This window comes from Pantoea septica (assembly GCF_002095575.1).
Lineage (GTDB): Bacteria > Pseudomonadota > Gammaproteobacteria > Enterobacterales > Enterobacteriaceae > Pantoea > Pantoea septica.
Genome location: NZ_MLJJ01000051.1, coordinates 1 through 21270, shown reverse-complemented (window position 1 = coordinate 21270; position 21270 = coordinate 1). Strand labels below are relative to the sequence as shown.

Here is a 21270-nt window from a genome sequence, read left to right as displayed (position 1 = left end):
GTGCGCCTGTATGGCGCTGTTGATTATCGGCAGTTGCTCAATTCTGCTGTCAAACCTGCCATGGGCACCGCTGGCAAACATTATGCAGCCCGCCGCGCCGCTGTTTAACACAATTTTCAACGTCACCACCGGCATTATGGGATTGCTGACGGCGGCCAGTGTCGCCTATTACGGCGCCCAGGAGTACAGGCAGGATGTTTTTGTCTCGATAGCCACCTCGGTAAGCCTGTTTACGCTCAGCCAGTACCAGTTTACTGCGGGCGGCGGTTATCAGCTCAACGTTGAAGGGCTGGGCACCTCAGGGCTTATCAGCGCCATTCTGATCGGCTTTATCACCCTCAAGACGCTGGCGCTGTTTAAGGCCAAAAAAATTACCATCCGCATGCCGAAAGGTGTGCCCGATGCGGTGAGTGAGTCGTTTACCTCGCTGCTGCCCGCGCTATTCCTGCTGATTATTTTCAGCATTCTGGTGGTGGTTTTTCACTTTAATATTAACGTGGTTATTGCCCGCATCATGTCGCCTGTCACCTACGTACTCAATTCCGCTCCGGGTTATGCGCTCTACCATATGCTATGCGCGCTAGTTTTCTTCTGCGGCATCAATTCGCAGGTGGTGATTGGCGTGGCGATGCCGTTTCTGATGCAGAACGGCGCAATGAATGAGAAAGCGTTTCAGGCCGGAGAGCAGGTTATGTTCGCCGCCACCAATGCCACCGATGCAATGATTTGGGCAGGCGGAACCGGCGCCACGCTGGGGCTGGTAATACTGATGTCGCTGAAGGCAAAAAGTCAGTACTTCAAAAAGCTCGGTAGAATGTCGCTGGCACCGGGGGTGTTTAATATTAACGAACCGTTAATCTTCGGTACGCCAGTATGCTTCAACCCCCTCTTTATTATGCCGTTTATTTTGACTCCGGGCCTGCTCGCTGCGGCCACCTACCTGATGATGCAATATGGCATTATCGCCATGCCGCACGTCGCCAATTTACCCTGGACCACACCTTCGTTTCTTATCGGTTTCCTTATGACCGGCGGTAGCCTCTCCACGACGCTATGGTCGTTTATGATCACTATTATCTCGATGCTTATTTACTTTCCTTTCTTCTGCATAGCGGATAAACAGCTCTATGAGAAAGAGTTGCAGGAAGCCCAGACCCAGGAGATGGCTTAATGGAACATTTGATTAAACACGCTTTTCCGGCAGATTTTCTGTGGGGCGCGGCGACGGCGGCCTACCAGGTCGAAGGAGCGGCGGCGGAAGATGGCAAAGGCGTGTCGGTGCAGGATGCTAAAAACTTCAGCAACGCTTTTCACGATACGACCGTCACTTCCGATCACTATCATCGCTTCCGGGAAGATATCGCCCTGATGAAATCACTGGGGCTAAAATCCTACCGCTTTTCAATCGCCTGGACGCGTATCTATCCCGATGGCGTGACGCTCAATCCGCAAGGGGTTGCGTTCTATAACCAGCTGATTGACGAGCTGACTAAAAACGGTATTGAACCGCTGGTGACGCTATACCATTTCGATCATCCTCAGGTTTTGCAGGCGGAATTTGGCGGCTGGTACAGCGAGAAGATGATTGATTACTTTTTGCGGTTTTCGGAAACCTGCTTCCGTGAGTTTGGCGATCGGGTGCGCTGGTTTATGACCATCTGCGAATCGAATAACGTTGTGCTCTATCCTGATCTGATTGGCGGCGTGCCGCCGGGCGTCGACGTGGAGGCGTGGCGTTTTCAGGTCAGCCGGGTGATGGCCCTGGGCAACGCCCGCGTTATCAGCTGCTGTAGGAGGCTGCTGCCTGAGACCAAAATCGGCCCCTGCATTGGCTATGCGATTGCTTATCCGGCCACCTGCGCGCCCCAGGATGTGATGGCGGCGCTCAACGAAGATGAGTTTCGTACTTTCTACCCGCTCGATCTGCTCTGCCTGGGGCGGCAGAATCCGCTGGTGGTGAATTTTTTCGCGCAGCGCGGCCTGGATATCCGGCTGCCGCAGGCGGAGCTGGACGAGATTAAAGCGGCTACGCCCGACTTTATTGCTTTTAACTACTATCAGAGTGACGTCGCCCGCGCCTGTCCCGCTGGAGAGACAGAAGCTCAGCCAGGCTTCAACCCTGACGGCAAAAAGGGCGGTTTTGTCTATCCGCGCTTCCCCGGTCTGTACGCGGGCGACAGCAATCCTTACCTGGAGCGCAGTGACTGGGACTGGGAAATTGATCCGATCGGACTGCGCATTGCCTGTCGCAAGCTGTTCGACCGCTATCAGCTTCCGCTGATGATCACCGAAAATGGCCTGGGTGCCAGAGACTCGCTGGTAAACGGCGAAGTGAGCGATGTCTATCGGATCGACTATTTGCAAAAGCATATTGCGCAGATGCGGCTAGCTATCGGTGATGGAGTTCCGCTGCTGGGCTATTACCCCTGGTCATTTATCGATCTAATGAGCACCACTAACGGTTACAACAAACGATACGGTTTCATCTACGTCGACCGGGAGGATAACGATACAAAAAACCTGACGCGTTACCGAAAAGCCAGTTTCTACTGGTATCAGAATGTGATTGCCAGCAACGGCGAAACCCTTGATTAAGCGAAGGAGAATGAATATGAAACATATCCTTTTAATGTGCTCGGCGGGAATGTCGACCAGCATAATGGTAAAAAATATGCGCGAAGCGGCGGCGAAAATAGATGCTGACGTTGAGATTCACGCGATTGCAGAACAGTCCCTAAACGAGCACCTGGCTGGTACCGATATTATTCTGCTGGGGCCGCAGATTCGTTTTTTGCTGGATAAAATCACCGCTTTAGCAAACGGTATTCCGGTGCGGGTCATTGACACGATGGATTACGGTACTATGAACGGTGATAAAATTCTTCGTCAGGCGCTGGATATTATTGAGGTGAAATAATGGATGCCGAGCAAATCTGCTTTGAAATGATCTGCCACGTAGGTGAAGCGCGATCTTCATTTATCGAGGCTATTCAGCAGGCGAGACAAAAAGCATTTTCGCGAGCCAGAGAACTTATTGATAGCGGAATAGATAGTTATAACCGCGGGCATGCGGTTCACGCCCGCTTAATTCAGGCGGAAATGGAGCAGCAGAATACCCCACTCTCCTTAATTCTCATCCACGCAGAAGATCAGATGATGAGCGCCGAGAATTTCAAAATCCTGAGTGAGGAGTTTCTCAGTTTATATACGGTTCTCCATGACAAGTAATGATCTTTTGAACAAGTTAACTATCAGCGCAATGACCACAGACGCATTACTCTTTAGGGGCTGTCGAGTTAGCTATTCGACAATAGTTGTTACAAGCAATAGTCAGATTCTCGCCAGCGGCATGGGCGGCCGGAAGCAATATAGCCTCTTCGGGGTGGGATTGTCACAGCCTGATGAAGGGGCGCCGCGTTAAATGAGCGTGTGCCGCCACTTGAAACCGGTATCGCTTAGTGGTGCATAAGACCGGACAGCGTCGTTACAACTTGCTGCGCTTCGTCTGGTCCTGGATTGTGCTAGCGGTGATCCTGACCGATGCTGTGTAGCTGGGCGGTCATCTGTAGCTGCAAGACCTGCTGTACCAGCAACTGCCTGAGCAGCTCTGATGCGAGGACGAACACTGCCAGGGCTGCCGTCTTATCGCGGTGTTATGGCTGAGCTGGGGATTTTTCGCATGGCTGGTCGAAGGAAAATTTGTCCTGGCACTACCTGTACTGTTACTTTCCGCTTTCTTTATCCGTTGGCGTTGCCGTCAGAAACGGCTGGCACAACAGCTCGATGACGCCAGCCACTTTCCGCCGAAAAGCCATAACGGACCGGTGGTTCTGGTATGTGGTGAGGTGAATGATGCCATGTTTGCGGGAGGCTCGTGCCGGGGCACGGCGCAGGGCTTTGTCCATAAAGCGGCTGAGGAGGAATCAAGAGCTATCCTGGCGCTTCATGTGGCGGGGACCTCAGTCAGTTGTACCGGGCAGAGCAGCTGCTTAGTGGTTTGGGTGGGGTACTGTAGCGTCTGGAACTTAAGCATCTAAGTCAGCTCTATACCGGGGCAGAACATAACATAAAAAAATGCTGGTGACGTTCACGTCACCAGCACGGAAGGTCGTCGTCTGGTTAAGCGCCAGAAAAGGCGCGCTTAGCGATGCGCCAGCTCTGCGTGCTCGTCGCTCTCCAGCACCGCTTTGTCGGTCGTGCCGAGCCAGCGGCTGGTGAGGGAGCCGGCGGTCATCGAGCCATTGACGTTGAGCGCGGTACGGCCCATATCGATCAGCGGTTCGATAGAGATCAGCAGCGCGACCAGCGTCACCGGCAGACCCATCGCCGGCAGCACGATCAGCGCGGCGAAGGTCGCGCCGCCGCCTACGCCCGCCACGCCTGCCGAGCTCAGCGTAACGATGCCCACCAGCGTGGCGATCCAGACCGGATCGAACGGATTAATGCCGACGGTCGGCGCAACCATCACTGCCAGCATGGTCGGGTAAAGGCCTGCGCAGCCGTTCTGGCCGATTGTCGCGCCGAAAGAGGCGGAGAAGCTGGCGATCGATTCCGGTACGCCCAGGCGACGCGTCTGAGTCTCCACGTTAAGCGGAATGCTCGCGGCGCTGGAGCGGCTGGTGAAGGCGAAGGTGATCACCGGCCAGACCTTGCGGAAGAAGCGCAGCGGGTTGATGCCGTTGACCGACAGCAGCAGCGCATGCACGCCGAACATCATTGCCAGACCCAGGTAGGAGGCGACGACGAAGCCGCCCAGCTTGATAATGTCCTGCAGGTTGGAACCGGCGACCACCTTAGTCATCAGCGCCAGCACGCCGTAGGGCGTCAGCTTCATGATCAGACGCACCAGCTTCATCACCCAGGACTGCAAGGTATCGATCGCCACCAGCACGCGCTGGCCTTTGGCTTCGTCATCTTTCAGCAGCTGCAGCGCGGCCACGCCGAGGAAGGCGGCGAAGATCACCACGCTGATGATCGAGGTCGGGCTGGCGCCGGTCAGATCGGCGAACGGATTTTTCGGCACGAAAGAGAGCAGCAGCTGCGGTACGGTGAGGTCCGCCACTTTGCCCGCGTAGTTGCTCTGGATCGCGGCAAGACGCGCGCTCTCCTGCGCCCCCTGGACCAGCCCCTCGGCGCTGAGGTGGAACAGGCCGGTGACCAGCACGCCGACCAGCGCGGAGATGGCGGTGGTAAACAGCAGCACGCCAATGGTGAGCAGGCTGATTTTGCCCAGCGACGAGGCGTTATGCAGACGCGCGACGGCGCTGAGGATCGAGGCGAACACCAGCGGCATCACGATCATCTGCAGCAGCTGCACGTAGCCATTGCCCACAATATTGAACCAGCTAATAGAGGTTTTCAGCACCTCACTCTGCGCACCGTAAATGGTTTGCAGCGCCAGGCCGAACAGCACGCCGATCACCAGACCGACCAGCACCTTTTTCGACAGGCTCCAGCTATCGCGGCCGAGGCGCGACAGCAGCAGCAGCAGCGCGACGAAGGCTGCGAGATTAAGAATCAGAGGTAGATCCATGTTGGCTCCCGAAAGACACGTCCGGCGACAGTTTCTGCGCCGGAACGCCAGATATTGTGACGCACGAATTAAGTGGCGGTATGTTACCAGCTCACTCGGGCGCCGACTTATATCCAAATGGAATGCCTTATAACCAGATAGCGTTTTCTGCTGGTTTAATGCGCTTTTTGAGTGGAAATCAGGCGGGAGACGCCATTTTGTAGCGTATCAAACAGCTGCGTCGGCCAGCCGTTCGCACCAAAAGAGGGCGCGCCTGGCGGAAACCAGAGCGCGTAGCCTACCAGCGCGAGGCAGAGCGTGCGCTCCAGCTGATTGCCTTTCTGGCTTCTGAGGATCGGCAGACGAAAGCGCCAGCGGCACGGCCACAGCAGCGGCACGCCGGCGGGCGTCAGCATATCGGCAACGATATGGCTGAGATAGCCCAGCGTCATGCCCTGCAGTACGTCTGCGGGCAGTAGCCAGTCATCAGGCACGTTTATCTGAAACAGCCACAGGCTGGCGGCCACCGCCAGCAGGCTATGGGTAAAGCCGCGATGGCCAAAAGCGCGGGCGATAGGGTACGACAGCCATTTTAGCCGCTGGCCAAGCAGGGACTTGGGGTGATCAATATCGGGCAGCAGACAGGTGAGCAGCGAGGCGGAAATCAGGTGCCACCAGTCGGCCTGCGCCAGCACGGGCGTTAGCTCCGCGCGCTTGGCGAAAATAGCGGTGGCAATTGCGAAAATTACGTGGCCTTCGCCCGTCATGATAAAACCTGGATGCAAACTGTCGATGCATCCAGTATAGGGATTTATCCAGTAAATGAGAAGTTGTGACGCTGTAACGAAGCGTGAATTTTTTAGCGAAACGGCGGCATCGGACCGCCGTTTCGTCCGGTTTGTCAGCAGCAGGCCGTTGGGCTGCGCCTTATCTCCAGCGAGACGCTAGCGTGCCAGCCAGCCGCCGTCGACCGCCAGCGTGTAACCGTTGACATAGTCAGAGGCTGAAGAAGCGAGGAAAACCACCGGGCCCATCATATCTTCCGGCACGCCCCAGCGCGCGGCGGGGATGCGTCCGAGGATCTCTGCGCTGCGGCCTTCGTCGCTGCGCAGCTGTTCGGTATTGTTGGTCGCCATATAGCCCGGCGCGATGGCGTTGACGTTAATGCCGTGTTTCGCCCATTCGTTTGCCATCAGCCGCGTCAGGCCCATCACCGCGCTTTTCGATGCCGTGTAGGAGGGGACGCGAATGCCGCCCTGGAAAGAGAGCATCGAGGCGATGTTGATGATTTTGCCGCCCTGGCCCTGGGCGATAAACTGGCGCGCCACCTGCTGCGACAGAAAGAAAACGCTTTTGCTGTTGATGTTCATAACATCGTCCCAGTCCTGTTCGCTGAAGTTCAGGGCGTCTTCACGGCGGATAATCCCGGCGTTGTTGACCAGGATGTCGATTCTGCCTGCGGCGGCCACGGCTTTCTCCACGACGCCCGGCACCTGCTCGGTGCGGATAAGATCCGCCTGCAGCGACCAGAAGCGGCGGCCCAACGCTTCGACGCGCTGCTGCGTTTCCACGGAATCGTCGCGGTTAACGCCGATGATATCGCAGCCGGCCTGCGCCAGTCCCAGCGCCATGCCCTGGCCGAGCCCGGTGTTGCAGCCGGTGACCAGCGCGATTTTACCTTCCAGATTAAATGCGTTGAGTATCATGAGAGCGCCTCCTTTGTTAGCGCAGATCGCGGATGTTGACATGATCCATGTCGTCGAATACCTGATTCTCGCCGACCATGCCCCAGATAAAGGTGTAGCGTTCGGTGCCGACGCCGGCATGAATCGACCAGCTGGGCGAGATAACCGCCTGTTCGTTATGCACCAGCAGATGACGCGTCTCCTGCGGCTGGCCCATCATATGAAACACCGCGCTGTCCGGGTTCATATCGAAGTAGAAGTAAACCTCCATCCGGCGTTCGTGGGTGTGACACGGCATGGTGTTCCACAGGTTGCCTTCGTCCAGGCGGGTCAGGCCCATGGTGAGCTGACAGGTCGGCAGCACGTCCGGCACCAGATATTTATTGATGGTGCGGCGGTTTGAGGTTGCCGCATCGCCCAACGTGGTGCGAACGGCGTCCTCTTTGCCAATCTTTTTATCGGGGAAGCGGCTGTGCGCGGGCGCGCTGTTGAAATAGAACTTCGCCGGACGTGAGGCGTCGTTGCTGCGAAAGCTCAGCGTCTGGGCGCCTTTGCCGACGTAGAGCGCCTCTTCCGTCCCGATCTCCCAGACCTTGCCGCCCACCTCGATAGTGCCCGGCCCGCCGATATTGATAACGCCCAGCTCGCGGCGCTCCAGGAAGAAGCTGACGCCCAGCTGCTTGCCCATCTCGTTGCCGAAGGTCACGCCGTCGGCGACCGGCATCACGCCGCCGATAATAATGCGGTCGATATGGCTGTAGGTGAGCGTATAGCGGTCGGCTTCGAAGATCTTCTCAATCAGAAATTCGCGGCGCAGCGCGGCGGTGTCGAGCTGACGGGCATGCTCGCTGTGAATGCTTTGACGAACGTCCATTCTGGTCCCCTCTGGCGAAACAGGTGCATAGGCCCCGCAGGGCGTCTGAGGGCATCTTAGGGGGAGTGGAGGATCAATTCAATAAAAATGAAACGCTGTTTTATTTGTTTGAGAGGGGGATCATGCCGCAAAGAAAAACCCGCCGGCGGCGGGCGGGTTCGAATAAGCGGCGCGTTCGCACCGGCGCGCGCCGTTTAGCGTGCGGAATCGCCCAGCAGATGCGCTGCGGTTAGCTGAGTCAGGTCATCCAGCTTGACGTTGGCCAGCGACCAGCGCGGATCCGCGCGCAGCGCCGCGGGCGGCACCACCACAGAGCGCATGCGCGCCGCTTTGGTGGCGATCATGCCGTTAACCGAATCTTCCAGCGTCACGCAGTTGAGCGGATCGACGTCCAGCTGCGCGGCGGCGTCGAGATAGACCTGCGGATGCGGTTTGCTGTAGGGCAGCGCCTCGGCGGAGACCAGCACGTCGAAATAGTCGCGCAGGTCAAATAGCGCCAGCACGCGCTCCAGCATCATCAGCGGCGAGGCGGAGACCAGGCCGGTTTTCAGCCCGCGCTGCCGACAGAGCTGCAGCGCCTGTTTCACCCCAGGCAGCAGCGGCCGCTGCTCCTCAATAAGCGCCAGCGCGCGGGCGATAATGCGTGCCGTGACCGTCTGCTGATCCGGGCCTGACCAGGGCAGGGTTTCATACCACATGCGCACAACTTGATCGATGCGCAGACCCAGCGTGTCCGGCAGCTCGCTGCGGCGGGACAGGTCGACGTTGAGCGTGGCGAAAATATCCAGTTCTGCCTGATCCCACAGCGGTTCGGAGTCGATAATCAGGCCATCCATATCAAACAGGGCGGCATAAACGGGGCGGGTATAACTCATCGGCTGGCTCCTTGTAGAATTTGCGCTACCTTATCATGGGCCGGCGCGCGTCGCGAAAGTGGCGCAGGCGGCGCTTTTTACGGGAAATAATAACCACAGGCAGGTAGACTGGCTGCAAACGGGATTCAGGTACAGGAGATACCATGACTTATCAACAAGCTGGCCGCATTGCCATGCTTAAGCGAGTGGCTGGCTGGGCGATTTTTTTGCTCGCGCTGCTGTCGACCGTGATTTCAGTGCTGGGCTTTATGTTCAGGCACAGCGAAAAACAACCGGGCATCGACGCCGTGATGCTCGATTTTGTCCATGTCATCGTCGATATGATCCGCTTCAATACGCCGTTCCTCGGCTTCTTCTGGCGTAACTCGCCGGTGCCGGAGTTTCACGGTCAGATGAATATCGGCTTCTGGATTATCTATATTCTGATTTTTGTGGGTCTGGCGCTGGAAGCGTCCGGTTCGCGTATGGCGCGTCAGGCGCGCCATATTAAAGAGGGCATCGAGGATCAGCTGATTCTTGAGCAGGCGCGCGGCAGCGACGCCCGCACGCGCCAGCAGCTGGAAGAGAAAATCCGCGTGCCGCACCACACAATTTTCCTGCAAATCTTTCCACTCTACATCCTGCCGGTGGTGATCACCGTCGCCGGTTACTTCGTGCTGTCGCTGCTCGGCTTTCTTTAACGCGTCAGGCCGGTCTGGCCTGTCGCTGCGCCAGCGCGTCTTCTTCCAGCAGACGCGCGACGGCGAAGCGCGCCTCGCTCAGCCAGCTGCCGCCGAAGACGTTGGCGCGGTTAAGCAGGTAGTAGAGCTGATAGACCGGCTGCCGCTGCGAGAAGCCGTCCGGCAGCGGCCAGACCGACTGGTAGCCCTCATATATCTGACGCGGCAGATCGGGAAACCAGCCGAGCATCGCCAGGTCGCATTCGCGGTCGCCCCAGTAACAGGCGGGATCGAACAGCCAGGGACCGCTGGCGCTGCCGGCGCAGTTGGCTGGCCAGAGGTCGCCATGCAGCAGGGAAGGCTGCGGCTGGTGCGTGGCCAGCGCGCGCTGCACGCAGTTGACGATCTCTTCCATATTGCCGTAGGCGATGCCTTTCTCTTCCGCCAGCTGCAGCTGCCAGCCGATGCGCTGCTCCGCAAAGAAAACCGACCAGCGGCGCAGCCAGCTGTTGGGCTGGGGCGTCGTGGTGATGTTGTTGTCGAAGTCGAGGCCGAACTGCGCCTGTTCGCTCCACTGATGCAGGCGCGCCAGCTGCTGGCCCAGCTGGAAGGCGTTCTCCGCGTCCAGCGGCTGCGGCGCAATATACTCCAGCAGCAAAAAGCTCTGATCGCGATGGTGGCCGACGCCGTAGACCGCCGGCACGCGCACGCTTTGGGTGCGCGCCAGCAGCGCCAGCTGATCGGCTTCCCAGGTGAAAAGGGTGAGCATCTCGCGGCTGTTGCTCTTCATAAAAACGTCATGCTCGCCATAGCGCAGTCGCCAGGCGGGATGAACGTCGCCGCCGGGAAGCTCGTGGCGTTCGGTAATTTCGGCATGGCCAAACTGTTCGCTTAACAGACGACTAATAGCGTTCCACATTGGGCGATCCTCTTTTAACCTGTCAGGCTGCGGTGTCAGTCAGCGTTGTCTGCGACACAAAAACGATTATATCGCGTGAATATTGCTGAAAACCCGCGCTTGCGCACAGCTTACCGGAACGGAGAGCAAGCGCGGCTACAGCGTCGTATCGCGTAAAAACGCCTCGAGCGTGGTTACGGCGACGTCGGGTTTCTGATGCAGCGCGCTTTCGCCTACGGCAGCGGCCTGGCGCTGCAGGTCCTCCTGCGGCAGGGCGCTGACCAGGCCGAAGCTATTGGTGCCCAGCTCGTGCGGGTGGCCCCGATCATCGTTGAGCGCGGTACTAAAGCCGGCGGCGATCATCGCGCTGTTAAGCGCCTGAATATCACCAAGGCCCGATTCCTGATAGTGAAATGTGACAATGTAACGCTTAAGATCGTCGCTCATGTTTCACCTCTGTGCGGCATGACTGTGCTCAGCGTAGACCATGGTGAAAAAATGCGCGAATAATGAACAGGATAAAGCGGTTATTCAGGGCAGAGATAAAGTAAACCAGCGTAAAGCCGCCGACGGGCAGTGCAGAAAAATCTTGTAGCAACTCAGCTGTTTTCCAGTCAGCACCCCTCTATAATGCGCGCCGGTAATGAGAAAAATCCCAATAATCAAGCGGGATAGCGCGTGTGAAGCCTGTTCCGGCCGGGTTAATATTTATTTACAATACTTACCGTAAATTGCATTGATTGGCCGGTAAAACTCTTCACACTCACTGTTTTTTAAACTGTCGTACGGGTCACAATAAATGAAAGTGCTTCACAAGCTCTCAGCCGTTCTTTTGCTTTCCGCCGGCGCGTTTTGCCACCAGGCATTGGCGGACAACACCGTTTTTACCGCGATGGACGATCCTTCAACGGCGAAAAAGCCGTTCGACGGCAGCGCCTCCGCAGGCTATCTGGCGCAGACCGGCAACACCACCAGCTCCTCGCTGACTGCGCAGACCAACATGACGTGGTATCAGAGCTCTATGGCTTACAGCCTGTGGGGCAATGCGGCGAACACCTCGTCCAACGACGAGCGCTCTTCTGAAACCTACAGCATCGGCGGCCGTTCGCGCTATAACCTCAACAGCTTCGACTACCTGTTTGGTCAGGCGAGCTGGCTGAGCGACCGCTTTAACGGCTACGACTCGCGCGATGTGCTGACCGCCGGTTACGGTCGTCAGATCCTGAGCGGGCCGATTCATTCGCTGCGCGCGGAATTTGGTCCGGGCGTGCGCTATGACGATTTCCACGACGGCGGCAGCGAAACCAAAGCGCTGGGCTACGGCGCGCTGAGCTATCAGTGGCAGCTGACCGACAACACCAAGTTCATTCAGGGCGTATCCGTGCTGAGCAGCTTTGGCGAAGACACCACCGTCAACTCGGAGACGGGCCTGCAGGTCGGCATCAACGATCACTTCGCGCTGAAGCTGGCGTATAACGTGACCTGGAACAACAACCCGCCCGAGTCCGCGCCCGATCGCACCGACACCAAAACCAGCATCATGCTGACCTACGCGATGTAATTCACGGCGTCATCGCTTCCTGACCGCAGCCCGTCTGCGGTTTTTTTTCGTCTGTTCCTCGACTTAGCGGCGACAGGGCGGGTTTTGCTCACCGCTCAAAGCTGTTATCATCAGCGGCGCACTACCATTCCCGGCGTCATTCCGACAATGTGGGTCTGACATCGCGCCGGGCAATCAATTCTACTCAATGTTGTATGTAAGCTTTCGTGTGGCTTACCACTGCAATTAAGGATATTAAATGCCTGTAATTACTCTTCCTGATGGCAGCCAGCGCAGCTATGACCGCGCGGTAAGCGTGATGGATATCGCGCTGGACATCGGTCCTGGCCTGGCGAAAGCCTGTATTGCCGGACGCGTTAATGGGCAGCTGGTGGATGCGGTCGATCCCATCACCGAAGATGCCTCCGTCGCCATCATTACCGCTAAAGATGAAGCGGGCCTGGAAATTATTCGCCACTCCTGTGCGCATCTGCTGGGACACGCGATTAAACAGCTGTGGCCCAATACGAAAATGGCGATCGGTCCGGTTATCGACAACGGCTTCTACTATGACGTCGATCTCGATCATACCCTGACGCAGGAAGATATCGACGCGCTGGAAAAACGCATGCACCAGCTGGCCGAAACCAACTACGACGTGGTGAAAAAAGTCGTCAGCTGGCAGCAGGCGCGCGACGTATTCGCCGAGCGCGGCGAGAGCTACAAAATCACTATTCTGGATGAGAACATCAGCCATGACGATCGTCCTGGCCTCTATCATCACGAAGAATATGTCGACATGTGCCGCGGTCCGCACGTGCCGAATATGCGTTTCTGCCACCACTTCAAGCTGCAGAAAATCGCGGGCGCCTACTGGCGCGGCGACAGCAGCAATAAAATGCTGCAGCGTATCTACGGCACCGCCTGGGCGGATAAGAAGCAGCTCAACGCCTATCTGCAGCGTCTGGAAGAGGCGGCGAAGCGCGACCATCGCAAGATCGGCAAGCAGCTCGACCTCTATCATATGCAGGAAGAGGCGCCGGGCATGGTTTTCTGGCATAATGACGGCTGGACCATCTTCCGCGAGCTGGAAGTGTTCGTGCGCAGCAAGCTGAAAGAGTACCAGTACCAGGAAGTGAAAGGTCCCTTTATGATGGACCGTGTGCTGTGGGAAAAAACCGGCCACTGGGAAAACTACAAAGAGGCGATGTTTACTACCTCTTCAGAAAACCGCGAATATTGCATCAAGCCGATGAACTGTCCCGGCCATGTGCAGATTTTCAATCAGGGACTGAAATCCTACCGCGATCTGCCGCTGCGCATGGCGGAGTTCGGTAGCTGTCACCGCAACGAGCCGTCAGGCGCGCTGCATGGCCTGATGCGCGTTCGCGGCTTTACGCAGGACGATGCCCACGTCTTCTGTACCGAAGATCAGGTACGCGACGAAGTGAACAGCTGTATTCGCATGGTCTATGACATGTACAGCACCTTCGGCTTCGAAAAGATCGTGGTGAAGCTCTCCACGCGTCCTGAGAAGCGCATCGGCACCGATGAAATGTGGGACCGCGCTGAAGAAGATTTAGCCGCCGCGCTGAATGAAAATGAAATTCCGTTTGAATTCCAGCCCGGAGAAGGTGCATTCTACGGCCCGAAAATTGAATTTACATTATATGACTGTCTCGATCGCGCCTGGCAGTGCGGTACAGTTCAGCTAGACTTTTCCCTGCCAAAACGTCTGGACGCCACTTATGTGGGCGAAAACAACGACCGTCAGACGCCGGTAATGATTCATCGCGCGATTCTTGGCTCGATGGAGCGCTTTATCGGCATTCTGACCGAAGAATTCGCTGGGTTCTTCCCGACGTGGCTGGCGCCGATGCAGGCGGTGGTAATGAATATCACCGACGCGCAGGCAGAATATGTCGACATGTTGACACGCAAATTGCAGAATGCTGGCATTCGTGTGAAAGCAGACTTGAGAAACGAGAAGATAGGCTTTAAAATCCGCGAGCACACATTGCGTCGCGTCCCTTACATGCTGGTTTGCGGTGACAAAGAGGTGGAAGCAGGCAAAGTAGCCGTTCGCACCCGCCGCGGTAAAGACCTCGGGACGATGGATATCGATGTGTTTGTTGAGAAGCTGCAACAAGAGATTCGCAGCCGCAATCTTCACCAATTAGAGGAATAAGGTTATTAAAGGCGGAAAACGAGTACAACCGACGCGTCCGAATCGAATCAACGGTGAAATCCGTGCCACTGAAGTACGCTTGACTGGCGTGGATGGCGAACAGATTGGTATTGTCAGCCTTCGCGAAGCTATTGAAAAAGCTGAAGAAGCGGGTGTTGATTTAGTAGAAATCAGCCCCAACGCCGAACCGCCGGTGTGCCGTATTATGGATTACGGCAAGTTCCTTTATGAAAAAAGCAAATCTTCTAAGGAACAGAAGAAGAAGCAAAAAGTTATCCAGGTTAAGGAAATCAAATTCCGTCCTGGTACCGATGAAGGCGACTATCAGGTAAAACTCCGCAGCCTGATTCGTTTTCTGGAAGAAGGCGATAAAGCCAAAATCACGCTGCGTTTCCGCGGTCGTGAGATGGCGCACCAACAGATCGGTATTGAAGTGCTTAACCGCGTCAAAGAAGATCTGACAGAACTGGCAGTGGTCGAATCCTTCCCATCGAAGATCGAAGGCCGCCAGATGATAATGGTGCTCGCTCCCAAGAAGAAACAGTAGGCTTTCAAGTAGCAACGACCGCGCAGCGTTCGCGCTGTGCGGCTCTTTGTTCGCCTGTCTGATTCGTTTTATTAACAATGCGAAGTGGATATTTTTAAAATGCCAAAGATTAAAACTGTACGTGGCGCCGCTAAGCGCTTCAAGAAGACCGCTTCTGGCGGCTTCAAGCGTAAGCACGCAAACCTGCGTCATATTCTGACTAAAAAATCAACTAAGCGTAAACGTCACCTGCGCCCGAAAGGCATGGTGTCTAAAGGCGATCTGGGTCTGGTTGTTGCCTGCCTGCCGTACGCATAAGTTAACTTTTTTATAAATCTGCCTCGACGACTCTGCATAACGGCCCTTGGCCGGCAGGGGATAAAGGCATCACAGAATATTGATACAGGAGAGCTCACATGGCTCGCGTTAAACGTGGTGTAATTGCTCGCGCACGTCACAAGAAAATCTTAAAACAAGCTAAAGGCTACTATGGTGCACGTTCACGTGTATACCGCGTTGCCTTCCAGGCTGTTATCAAAGCTGGTCAGTACGCTTACCGTGACCGTCGTCAACGTAAGCGTCAGTTCCGTCAACTGTGGATTGCGCGTATCAACGCTGCAGCGCGTCAGAACGGCATTTCTTACAGCCGTTTCATCAATGGCCTGAAAAAAGCGTCCATTGAAATTGACCGTAAAATCCTGGCTGACATCGCTGTATTCGACAAAGTGGCGTTCACCGCACTGGTCGAAAAAGCAAAATCAGCTCTGGCGTAAGTCAGATGAAAAAGGGAGCTTGCTCCCTTTTTTATTGCCTGTAACCCAAGCAAAAGATTGACATTTTCACCGCAGGGCTTTTCAATAGTGCCCTCAGAGTCACAGCAAGGTAACGCAAGCATGAATGCTGCTATTTTCCGTTTCTTTTTTTACTTTAGCACCTGACACTCAGGGGCTTTTGCGCATAGAAAAGAAACGAAAAATCGCGCCGAAAGCCTCCCTCGTGGAGGCTTTCGTGTTTCTGGCGAAGCATGACGGCAACGTCCCAACGAGAACTGACCAGCCCGCCTGGAAGAAGAGGAAACCATGTCCCAACTCGCAGAACTGGTGGCCCGCGCCACAGCCGCTATCGACGAGGCGACGGATATCGCCACCCTTGACGCGGTGCGCGTCGAATATACCGGTAAAAAAGGCCACCTGACGCAGCTGATGACGACGCTGCGCGAGCTGCCGCCGGAAGAGCGTCCGGCTGCGGGCGCGGTAATCAACGACGCCAAGCAGCAGGTGCAGGAGCGCCTCAACGCGCGCAAAGAGACGCTGGAGTCCGCCGCGCTCAACGCCCGTCTGGCCGCCGAGACCATCGACGTCTCGCTGCCGGGACGCCGCACGGAAAACGGCGGTCTGCATCCGGTCACGCGCACCATCGATCGCATCGAAACCTTCTTCGGCGAGCTGGGTTTCGCGGTGGTGACCGGCCCGGAAATCGAGGATGACTACCATAACTTCGACGCGCTGAATATCCCGGGCCACCACCCGGCGCGCGCCGATCACGACACCTTCTGGTTCGACGCCACGCGCCTGCTGCGCACCCAGACCTCCGGTGTGCAGATCCGCACCATGAAAAATCAGCAGCCGCCGATTCGCATCATCGCGCCGGGCCGCGTCTACCGCAACGACTACGACCAGACGCATACCCCGATGTTCCACCAGATGGAAGGGCTGATCGTCGACAAAAACATCAGCTTCACCAATCTGAAAGGCACGCTGCACGACTTCCTGCGCAACTTCTTTGAGGAAGATTTGCAGATCCGCTTCCGTCCTTCCTATTTCCCGTTCACCGAGCCCTCGGCGGAAGTCGACGTCATGGGCAAAAACGGCAAATGGCTGGAAGTGCTGGGCTGCGGCATGGTGCATCCGAACGTATTACGCAACGTCGGCATCGATCCGGAAATCTACTCCGGCTTCGCCTTCGGCATGGGCATGGAGCGTCTCACCATGCTGCGCTACGGCGTCACCGACTTGCGCGCCTTCTTCGAAAATGACTTACGTTTCCTCAAACAATTTAAATAAGGGCAGGTTATCCAATGAAATTCAGTGAACTCTGGTTACGCGAATGGGTAAACCCGGCTCTGGACAGCGCTGCCCTTTCTGAACAGATCACCATGGCCGGTCTGGAAGTGGACGGCGTGGAGCCGGTTGCCGGCGCGTTTCACGGCGTGGTGGTCGGCGAAGTCGTCGAGTGCGGCCAGCACCCGAACGCCGACAAGCTGCGCGTCACCAAGGTCAACGTCGGCGGCGATCGTCTGCTGGATATCGTCTGCGGCGCGCCGAACTGCCGTCAGGGCTTAAAGGTGGCGGTCGCTACCGTGGGCGCGGTACTGCCGGGCGATTTTAAAATTAAGGCGGCGAAGCTGCGCGGCGAGCCGTCCGAAGGCATGCTCTGCTCATTCTCCGAGCTGGGAATTTCCGACGATCACAACGGCATTATCGAACTGCCGGGCGATGCGCCTGTCGGCACGGATATCCGCGACTATCTGAAGCTCGACGACAACACCATTGAGATCAGCGTTACGCCGAACCGCGCCGACTGCCTCGGCATGATCGGCATTGCGCGCGACGTGGCGGTGCTGAACGGCCTGCCGCTCACTGCGCCGGCAATCGAGCCGGTGGTCGCCGCCATCCCTGATACCTTCCCGATCCGCGTCGACGCCACTGACGCCTGCCCACGCTACCTCGGTCGCGTGGTGAAAGGCATCAACGTGAAAGCCGCAACCCCGCTCTGGATGCGTGAAAAGCTGCGCCGCTGCGGCATTCGCTCTATCGATCCGGTGGTGGATATCACCAACTACGTGCTGCTTGAGCTGGGCCAGCCGATGCACGCCTTCGACCTTGACCGCATCGACGGCGGCATCGTGGTGCGCATGGCGGAAGAGGGCGAAACCCTGACGCTGCTCGACGGCAGCGAAGCGAAGCTCAACAGCGACACGCTGGTGATCGCCGACCACCATAAAGCGCTGGCGATGGGCGGCATCTTCGGCGGCGAGCATTCCGGCGTCAATGAAGAGACGCAGAACATTCTGTTCGAGTGCGCCTGGTTCGATCCGCTGGCCATCGTCGGTCGCGCGCGCCGTCACGGCCTGCACACCGACGCCTCGCACCGCTACGAGCGCGGCGTCGACCCGACGATGCAGTATCAGGCTATCGAGCGCGCGACCCAGCTGCTTCTGGAAATTTGCGGCGGCGAGGCGGGTCCGGTTATCGACCAGACGCACGAGGCAGCGCTGCCGCAGCGCGCCACTATCACGCTGCGCCGCGAGAAGCTGGACCGCCTGATTGGCCACGCTGTCGCCGACGAGCAGGTGACCGACATCCTGACGCGTCTCGGCTGCGAGGTGACGACAGGTCAGGGCGAGTGGAAAGCGGTCGCGCCAGGCTGGCGCTTCGACATGGCGATCGAAGAGGACCTGATTGAAGAGGTCGCGCGCGTCTACGGCTATAACAATATCCCGGACGTGCCGGTGCAGGCGGCTCTGGTCATGACGCAGCACCGCGAGGCGGATCTGTCGCTGAAGCGTGCCAAAACCCTGCTGGTGGATAAAGGCTATCAGGAAGCGATCACCTACAGCTTCGTCGACCCGAAAATCCAGCAGCTGCTGCACCCGGGCGAAGAGGCGCTGATCCTGCCAAGCCCTATCTCCAGCGATATGTCCGCGATGCGCCTGTCGCTGTGGACCGGCCTGTTGAGCGCCGTGGTCTACAACCAGAACCGCCAGCAGGGCCGCGTGCGCCTGTTTGAGAGCGGTTTGCGCTTTGTCCCTGATACCCAGGCGAATTTAGGCATCCGTCAGGATCTTATGCTGGCGGGCGTGCTGAGCGGCAATCGCAATGAAGAGCACTGGGATCTGGCGCGTCAGGCGGTTGACTTCTATGATTTGAAAGGCGATTTAGAATCGCTGCTCGATTTAACCGGCAAGCTGGACGACATTCGCTTCCGTGCGGAAGCGAATCCGGCGCTGCATCCGGGGCAGAGCGCGGCGATTTATTTGCATGAAGAACGAATCGGATTTATCGGGGTGGTTCATCCTGAGCTGGAACGTAAGCTGGATCTCAACGGCCGCACCTTAGTCTTTGAACTGCTTTGGAATAAGGTCGCAGACCGCGTCCTGCCTGAAGCGCGCGAGATTTCACGCTTCCCGGCGAACCGTCGCGATATCGCTGTGGTCGTGGCTGAAAACGTCCCCGCAGCAGATATCATCGCCGAGTGTAAGAAAGTTGGCGTAAATCAGGTAGTTGGCGTAAACTTGTTTGACGTGTACCGCGGTAAGGGTGTTGAAGAGGGTTTCAAGAGCCTCGCCATCAGCCTGATTTTGCAGGATACCAGCCGGACACTCGAAGAAGAGGAGATTGCCGCGACCGTTGGCAAATGCGTTGCGGCATTAAAAGAGCGATTCCAGGCAACCTTGAGGGATTGAACCTATGGCGCTTACAAAAGCTGAAATGTCAGAGTACCTGTTTGAGAAGCTTGGGCTGAGCAAACGCGACGCAAAAGAGCTGGTGGAGCTGTTTTTTGAAGAGGTTCGCCGCGCTCTGGAGAATGGTGAACAGGTAAAACTGTCTGGGTTTGGTAATTTCGACCTGCGCGATAAAAATCAGCGTCCAGGCAGGAATCCAAAAACGGGGGAAGATATTCCAATTACCGCGCGCCGCGTGGTAACGTTCCGCCCGGGTCAGAAGCTGAAAAGCCGCGTCGAAAACGCTTCCCCGAAAGATAACGACTGACCGATTTCAGTGTTCTAAAAAGGCCGCTTACGCGGCCTTTTTCATTTCCGCGCCGCGCGCATTCTCCTCTTTCTGCCGCATCTCTTCATACTGTCAGCATTCTGTAAGCATACGGGAAATTAGCTGAAAATCCGCCTGCGCCGATAGTGACGCGCGAGGCGCTTTTGCTATAACTGCGGCGAGAGACAACAAGAGAACGCCCTGATGAAAAAAACCGCACTGCTTTTAAGCCTCCTGCTGGGGATGCCGCTGCTGGCGAGCGCCAATGCGCCGCACCATGACAATCCGCCGCGCGTCAGCGCCCATATCGGCGATCGCGACCATCGCGGTTACTTCTGGGACGGCTACGACTGGCGCTCGGCGAAATGGTGGCAGACGCACCACGGCCGCAGCGTCGGGCTAAAAGGGCCGCACGGCTACTGGAACGGCAACGGCTGGCAGGCGCAGCGCCCCGATCGCGGCAGGCCGGTAGCGAAACGCGATAATCCGTCACGCGGCGATCGTCAGCCGCACGGCGAGCCGCTGCCGCCGCGCCCGGAGCACGGCTAAACCTCAGGGCGGCGCCCGACGGCGCCGTCGACGCCAGCCTTTCTTTTTCCGCCAATCTCTCTACAATCAAATCTCTGTTTTCTCAACGAAACCTCAACTATGTCCCTGCTGGATCGGCTTGCTTATCAGGCGGATCGCCGCAGCCGTCGCGCGCTCACGGCGCTGTGTCTTCTTCTGCTGGCGTTAATGGCGCTGAGCCTGTGCGCAGGTGATAGCTGGATCGCGCCAGCTCAGTGGCTGAGCGACAGCGGCCAGCTGTTCGTCTGGCAGCTGCGCCTGCCGCGCACCCTGGCGGTGGTGCTGGTCGGCGCGGCGCTGGCGGTGTGCGGCGTGGTAATGCAGGCGCTGTTTGCCAACCCGCTGGCGGAGCCGGGCCTGCTCGGCGTCTCTAACGGCGCCGGCATCGGGCTGGTGCTGGGCGTGCTGTTCGGCAGCGGCTCGCTCTGGAGCCTGAGCCTGGCGGCGATGGCGGGCGCGCTGCTTATTACCCTGATCCTGCTGCATTTCGCGCACCGGCAGCTCTCCGTCACGCGGCTGCTGCTGACCGGCGTGGCGCTCGGCATTATCTGCAGCGCCATCATGACCTGGGCGGTCTACTTCAGCACCAGCCTCGACCTGCGCCAGCTGATGTACTGGATGATGGGCGGTTTCAGCGGCATCGACTGGCGCTACGGCTGGATGATGCTGGCGCTGCTGCCGGTTACCGCTGGGCTGATCGCCACCGCGCGGGTGCTCAATCTGTTGGCGCTCGGCGAAACCTCGGCGCAGCAGCTGGGCCTGTCGCTTTTTTTCTGGCGTAATGCGCTGGTGCTGGCGATGGGCTGGCTGGTGGGCGTCAGCGTCGCCATGGCGGGCGCGATCGGTTTTGTCGGCCTGGTGATCCCGCATCTGCTGCGGCTCAGCGGCATCAGCGATCATCGCTATCTGCTGCCGACCTCGGCGCTGGCGGGCGCGGGCGTGCTGCTCGCCGCCGACATTATCGCGCGCCTGGCGCTGACCTCGGCGGAGCTGCCGATCGGCGTGGTGACCGCCACGCTCGGCGCGCCGCTGTTTATCGCGCTGTTAGTCAAATCTTCGCGCTAGCCTCGGCTGGCTTTCTGCATCCTCTACAGGAGACTTTCATGAGCCTTTATCAAACTGAAGTAACGACCATCGACGGCGAAAAAACCACGCTGGAGAAGTGGCAGGGCAA

The 21270-nt window shown here is 57.5% G+C and carries 23 protein-coding genes; 16 read left to right on the top strand and 7 right to left on the bottom strand.

Going from position 1 to position 21270, the window contains the following annotated elements:
- From HA46_RS19260 to HA46_RS19245, 4 genes are all read left to right on the top strand, one after another.
- Positions 1-1171 (top strand): PTS sugar transporter subunit IIC (locus HA46_RS19260; RefSeq protein WP_143807681.1); only part of this gene is annotated, 1171 nt, incomplete at its 5' end.
- Positions 1171-2595: a glycoside hydrolase family 1 protein gene (locus tag HA46_RS19255; protein WP_084886134.1), complete on the top strand. Its 1425-nt coding sequence runs from the start codon at positions 1171-1173 to the stop codon at positions 2593-2595. The genes HA46_RS19260 and HA46_RS19255, both read left to right, overlap by 1 nt.
- A 16-nt stretch (positions 2596-2611) precedes the next feature.
- Positions 2612-2917 (top strand): PTS sugar transporter subunit IIB, encoded by a 306-nt coding sequence (locus HA46_RS19250; protein WP_084886132.1) that lies wholly within the window; start codon positions 2612-2614, stop codon positions 2915-2917.
- Positions 2917-3228, top strand: coding sequence for a PTS sugar transporter subunit IIA (locus tag HA46_RS19245; protein WP_084886130.1), 312 nt, complete (start codon positions 2917-2919; stop codon positions 3226-3228). The genes HA46_RS19250 and HA46_RS19245 overlap by 1 nt, the downstream gene beginning before the upstream one ends.
- 913 nt (positions 3229-4141) lie before the next feature.
- Here the strand turns inward: HA46_RS19245 and HA46_RS19230 are convergent.
- The 5 genes from HA46_RS19230 to hxpB form a co-directional block, all read right to left on the bottom strand.
- Positions 4142-5533, bottom strand: coding sequence for an L-cystine transporter (locus tag HA46_RS19230; protein ID WP_084886123.1), 1392 nt, complete (start codon positions 5531-5533; stop codon positions 4142-4144).
- A 155-nt stretch (positions 5534-5688) separates the two neighbouring features.
- On the bottom strand, positions 5689-6279 hold the full coding sequence (locus tag HA46_RS19225) for a metal-dependent hydrolase (RefSeq protein WP_084886121.1): 591 nt from the start codon (positions 6277-6279) through the stop codon (positions 5689-5691).
- Positions 6280-6456: 177 nt separating this feature from the next.
- Positions 6457-7218, bottom strand: coding sequence for a 2-dehydro-3-deoxy-D-gluconate 5-dehydrogenase KduD (gene kduD, locus HA46_RS19220; RefSeq protein WP_084886120.1), 762 nt, complete (start codon positions 7216-7218; stop codon positions 6457-6459).
- Between the two features lie 16 nt (positions 7219-7234).
- Complete coding sequence (gene kduI / locus HA46_RS19215; RefSeq protein ID WP_084886118.1) at positions 7235-8071, bottom strand: 5-dehydro-4-deoxy-D-glucuronate isomerase; 837 nt, start codon at positions 8069-8071, stop codon at positions 7235-7237.
- Between the two features lie 194 nt (positions 8072-8265).
- Entirely contained in the window at positions 8266-8946 is a 681-nt protein-coding gene (hxpB, locus tag HA46_RS19210) for a hexitol phosphatase HxpB (RefSeq protein ID WP_084886116.1), read from the bottom strand.
- A 143-nt stretch (positions 8947-9089) separates the two neighbouring features.
- Here hxpB and HA46_RS19205 point away from each other — a divergent pair, with 143 nt between their 5' ends.
- Positions 9090-9626: a YniB family protein gene (locus HA46_RS19205; RefSeq protein ID WP_084886114.1), complete on the top strand. Its 537-nt coding sequence runs from the start codon at positions 9090-9092 to the stop codon at positions 9624-9626.
- Positions 9627-9630: 4 nt separating this feature from the next.
- Here HA46_RS19205 and HA46_RS19200 read toward each other — a convergent pair whose 3' ends face one another.
- Positions 9631-10524, bottom strand: a complete 894-nt coding sequence (locus HA46_RS19200) for a fructosamine kinase family protein (protein WP_033789797.1) — start codon at positions 10522-10524, stop codon at positions 9631-9633.
- A 135-nt stretch (positions 10525-10659) separates the two neighbouring features.
- Positions 10660-10950, bottom strand: a complete 291-nt coding sequence (gene ghoS, locus HA46_RS19195; RefSeq protein ID WP_033789799.1) for a type V toxin-antitoxin system endoribonuclease antitoxin GhoS — start codon at positions 10948-10950, stop codon at positions 10660-10662.
- 352 nt (positions 10951-11302) lie between these two features.
- On the opposite strand from ghoS, the gene HA46_RS19190 reads away from it, so the two are divergent.
- The 11 genes from HA46_RS19190 to btuC all read left to right on the top strand — a co-directional run bounded on the left by HA46_RS19190 (position 11303) and on the right by btuC (position 21161).
- Positions 11303-12064, top strand: a complete 762-nt coding sequence (locus HA46_RS19190) for a DUF481 domain-containing protein (RefSeq protein ID WP_033747531.1) — start codon at positions 11303-11305, stop codon at positions 12062-12064.
- Positions 12065-12302: 238 nt separating this feature from the next.
- Positions 12303-14231, top strand: a complete 1929-nt coding sequence (gene thrS / locus HA46_RS19185) for a threonine--tRNA ligase (RefSeq protein ID WP_084886112.1) — start codon at positions 12303-12305, stop codon at positions 14229-14231.
- Positions 14232-14235: 4 nt separating this feature from the next.
- The gene (gene infC / locus HA46_RS19180) at positions 14236-14778 is read left to right on the top strand and encodes a translation initiation factor IF-3 (protein ID WP_033747527.1); all 543 of its coding nucleotides are present in this window, start codon (positions 14236-14238) and stop codon (positions 14776-14778) included.
- 99 nt (positions 14779-14877) lie between these two features.
- A complete protein-coding gene (gene rpmI, locus HA46_RS19175; RefSeq protein ID WP_006118955.1) occupies positions 14878-15075 on the top strand; it encodes a 50S ribosomal protein L35 in 198 nt (65 codons plus the stop codon).
- A gap of 98 nt (positions 15076-15173) precedes the next feature.
- Positions 15174-15530: a 50S ribosomal protein L20 gene (rplT, locus tag HA46_RS19170; RefSeq protein WP_010616241.1), complete on the top strand. Its 357-nt coding sequence runs from the start codon at positions 15174-15176 to the stop codon at positions 15528-15530.
- Positions 15531-15650: 120 nt separating this feature from the next.
- Entirely contained in the window at positions 15651-15695 is a 45-nt protein-coding gene (pheM, locus tag HA46_RS21215; protein ID WP_001386830.1) for a pheST operon leader peptide PheM, read from the top strand.
- 141 nt (positions 15696-15836) lie between these two features.
- Positions 15837-16820, top strand: coding sequence for a phenylalanine--tRNA ligase subunit alpha (gene pheS / locus HA46_RS19160; protein ID WP_033747521.1), 984 nt, complete (start codon positions 15837-15839; stop codon positions 16818-16820).
- A gap of 14 nt (positions 16821-16834) precedes the next feature.
- Positions 16835-19222, top strand: a complete 2388-nt coding sequence (gene pheT, locus HA46_RS19155) for a phenylalanine--tRNA ligase subunit beta (RefSeq protein WP_084886110.1) — start codon at positions 16835-16837, stop codon at positions 19220-19222.
- A gap of 4 nt (positions 19223-19226) precedes the next feature.
- The gene (gene ihfA / locus HA46_RS19150) at positions 19227-19529 is read left to right on the top strand and encodes an integration host factor subunit alpha (RefSeq protein WP_033747517.1); all 303 of its coding nucleotides are present in this window, start codon (positions 19227-19229) and stop codon (positions 19527-19529) included.
- A gap of 204 nt (positions 19530-19733) precedes the next feature.
- Entirely contained in the window at positions 19734-20078 is a 345-nt protein-coding gene (locus tag HA46_RS19145) for a DUF2502 domain-containing protein (protein ID WP_084886108.1), read from the top strand.
- 99 nt (positions 20079-20177) lie between these two features.
- Positions 20178-21161, top strand: coding sequence for a vitamin B12 ABC transporter permease BtuC (btuC, locus tag HA46_RS19140; RefSeq protein ID WP_033789805.1), 984 nt, complete (start codon positions 20178-20180; stop codon positions 21159-21161).
- Positions 21162-21270 lie beyond the last annotated feature (109 nt).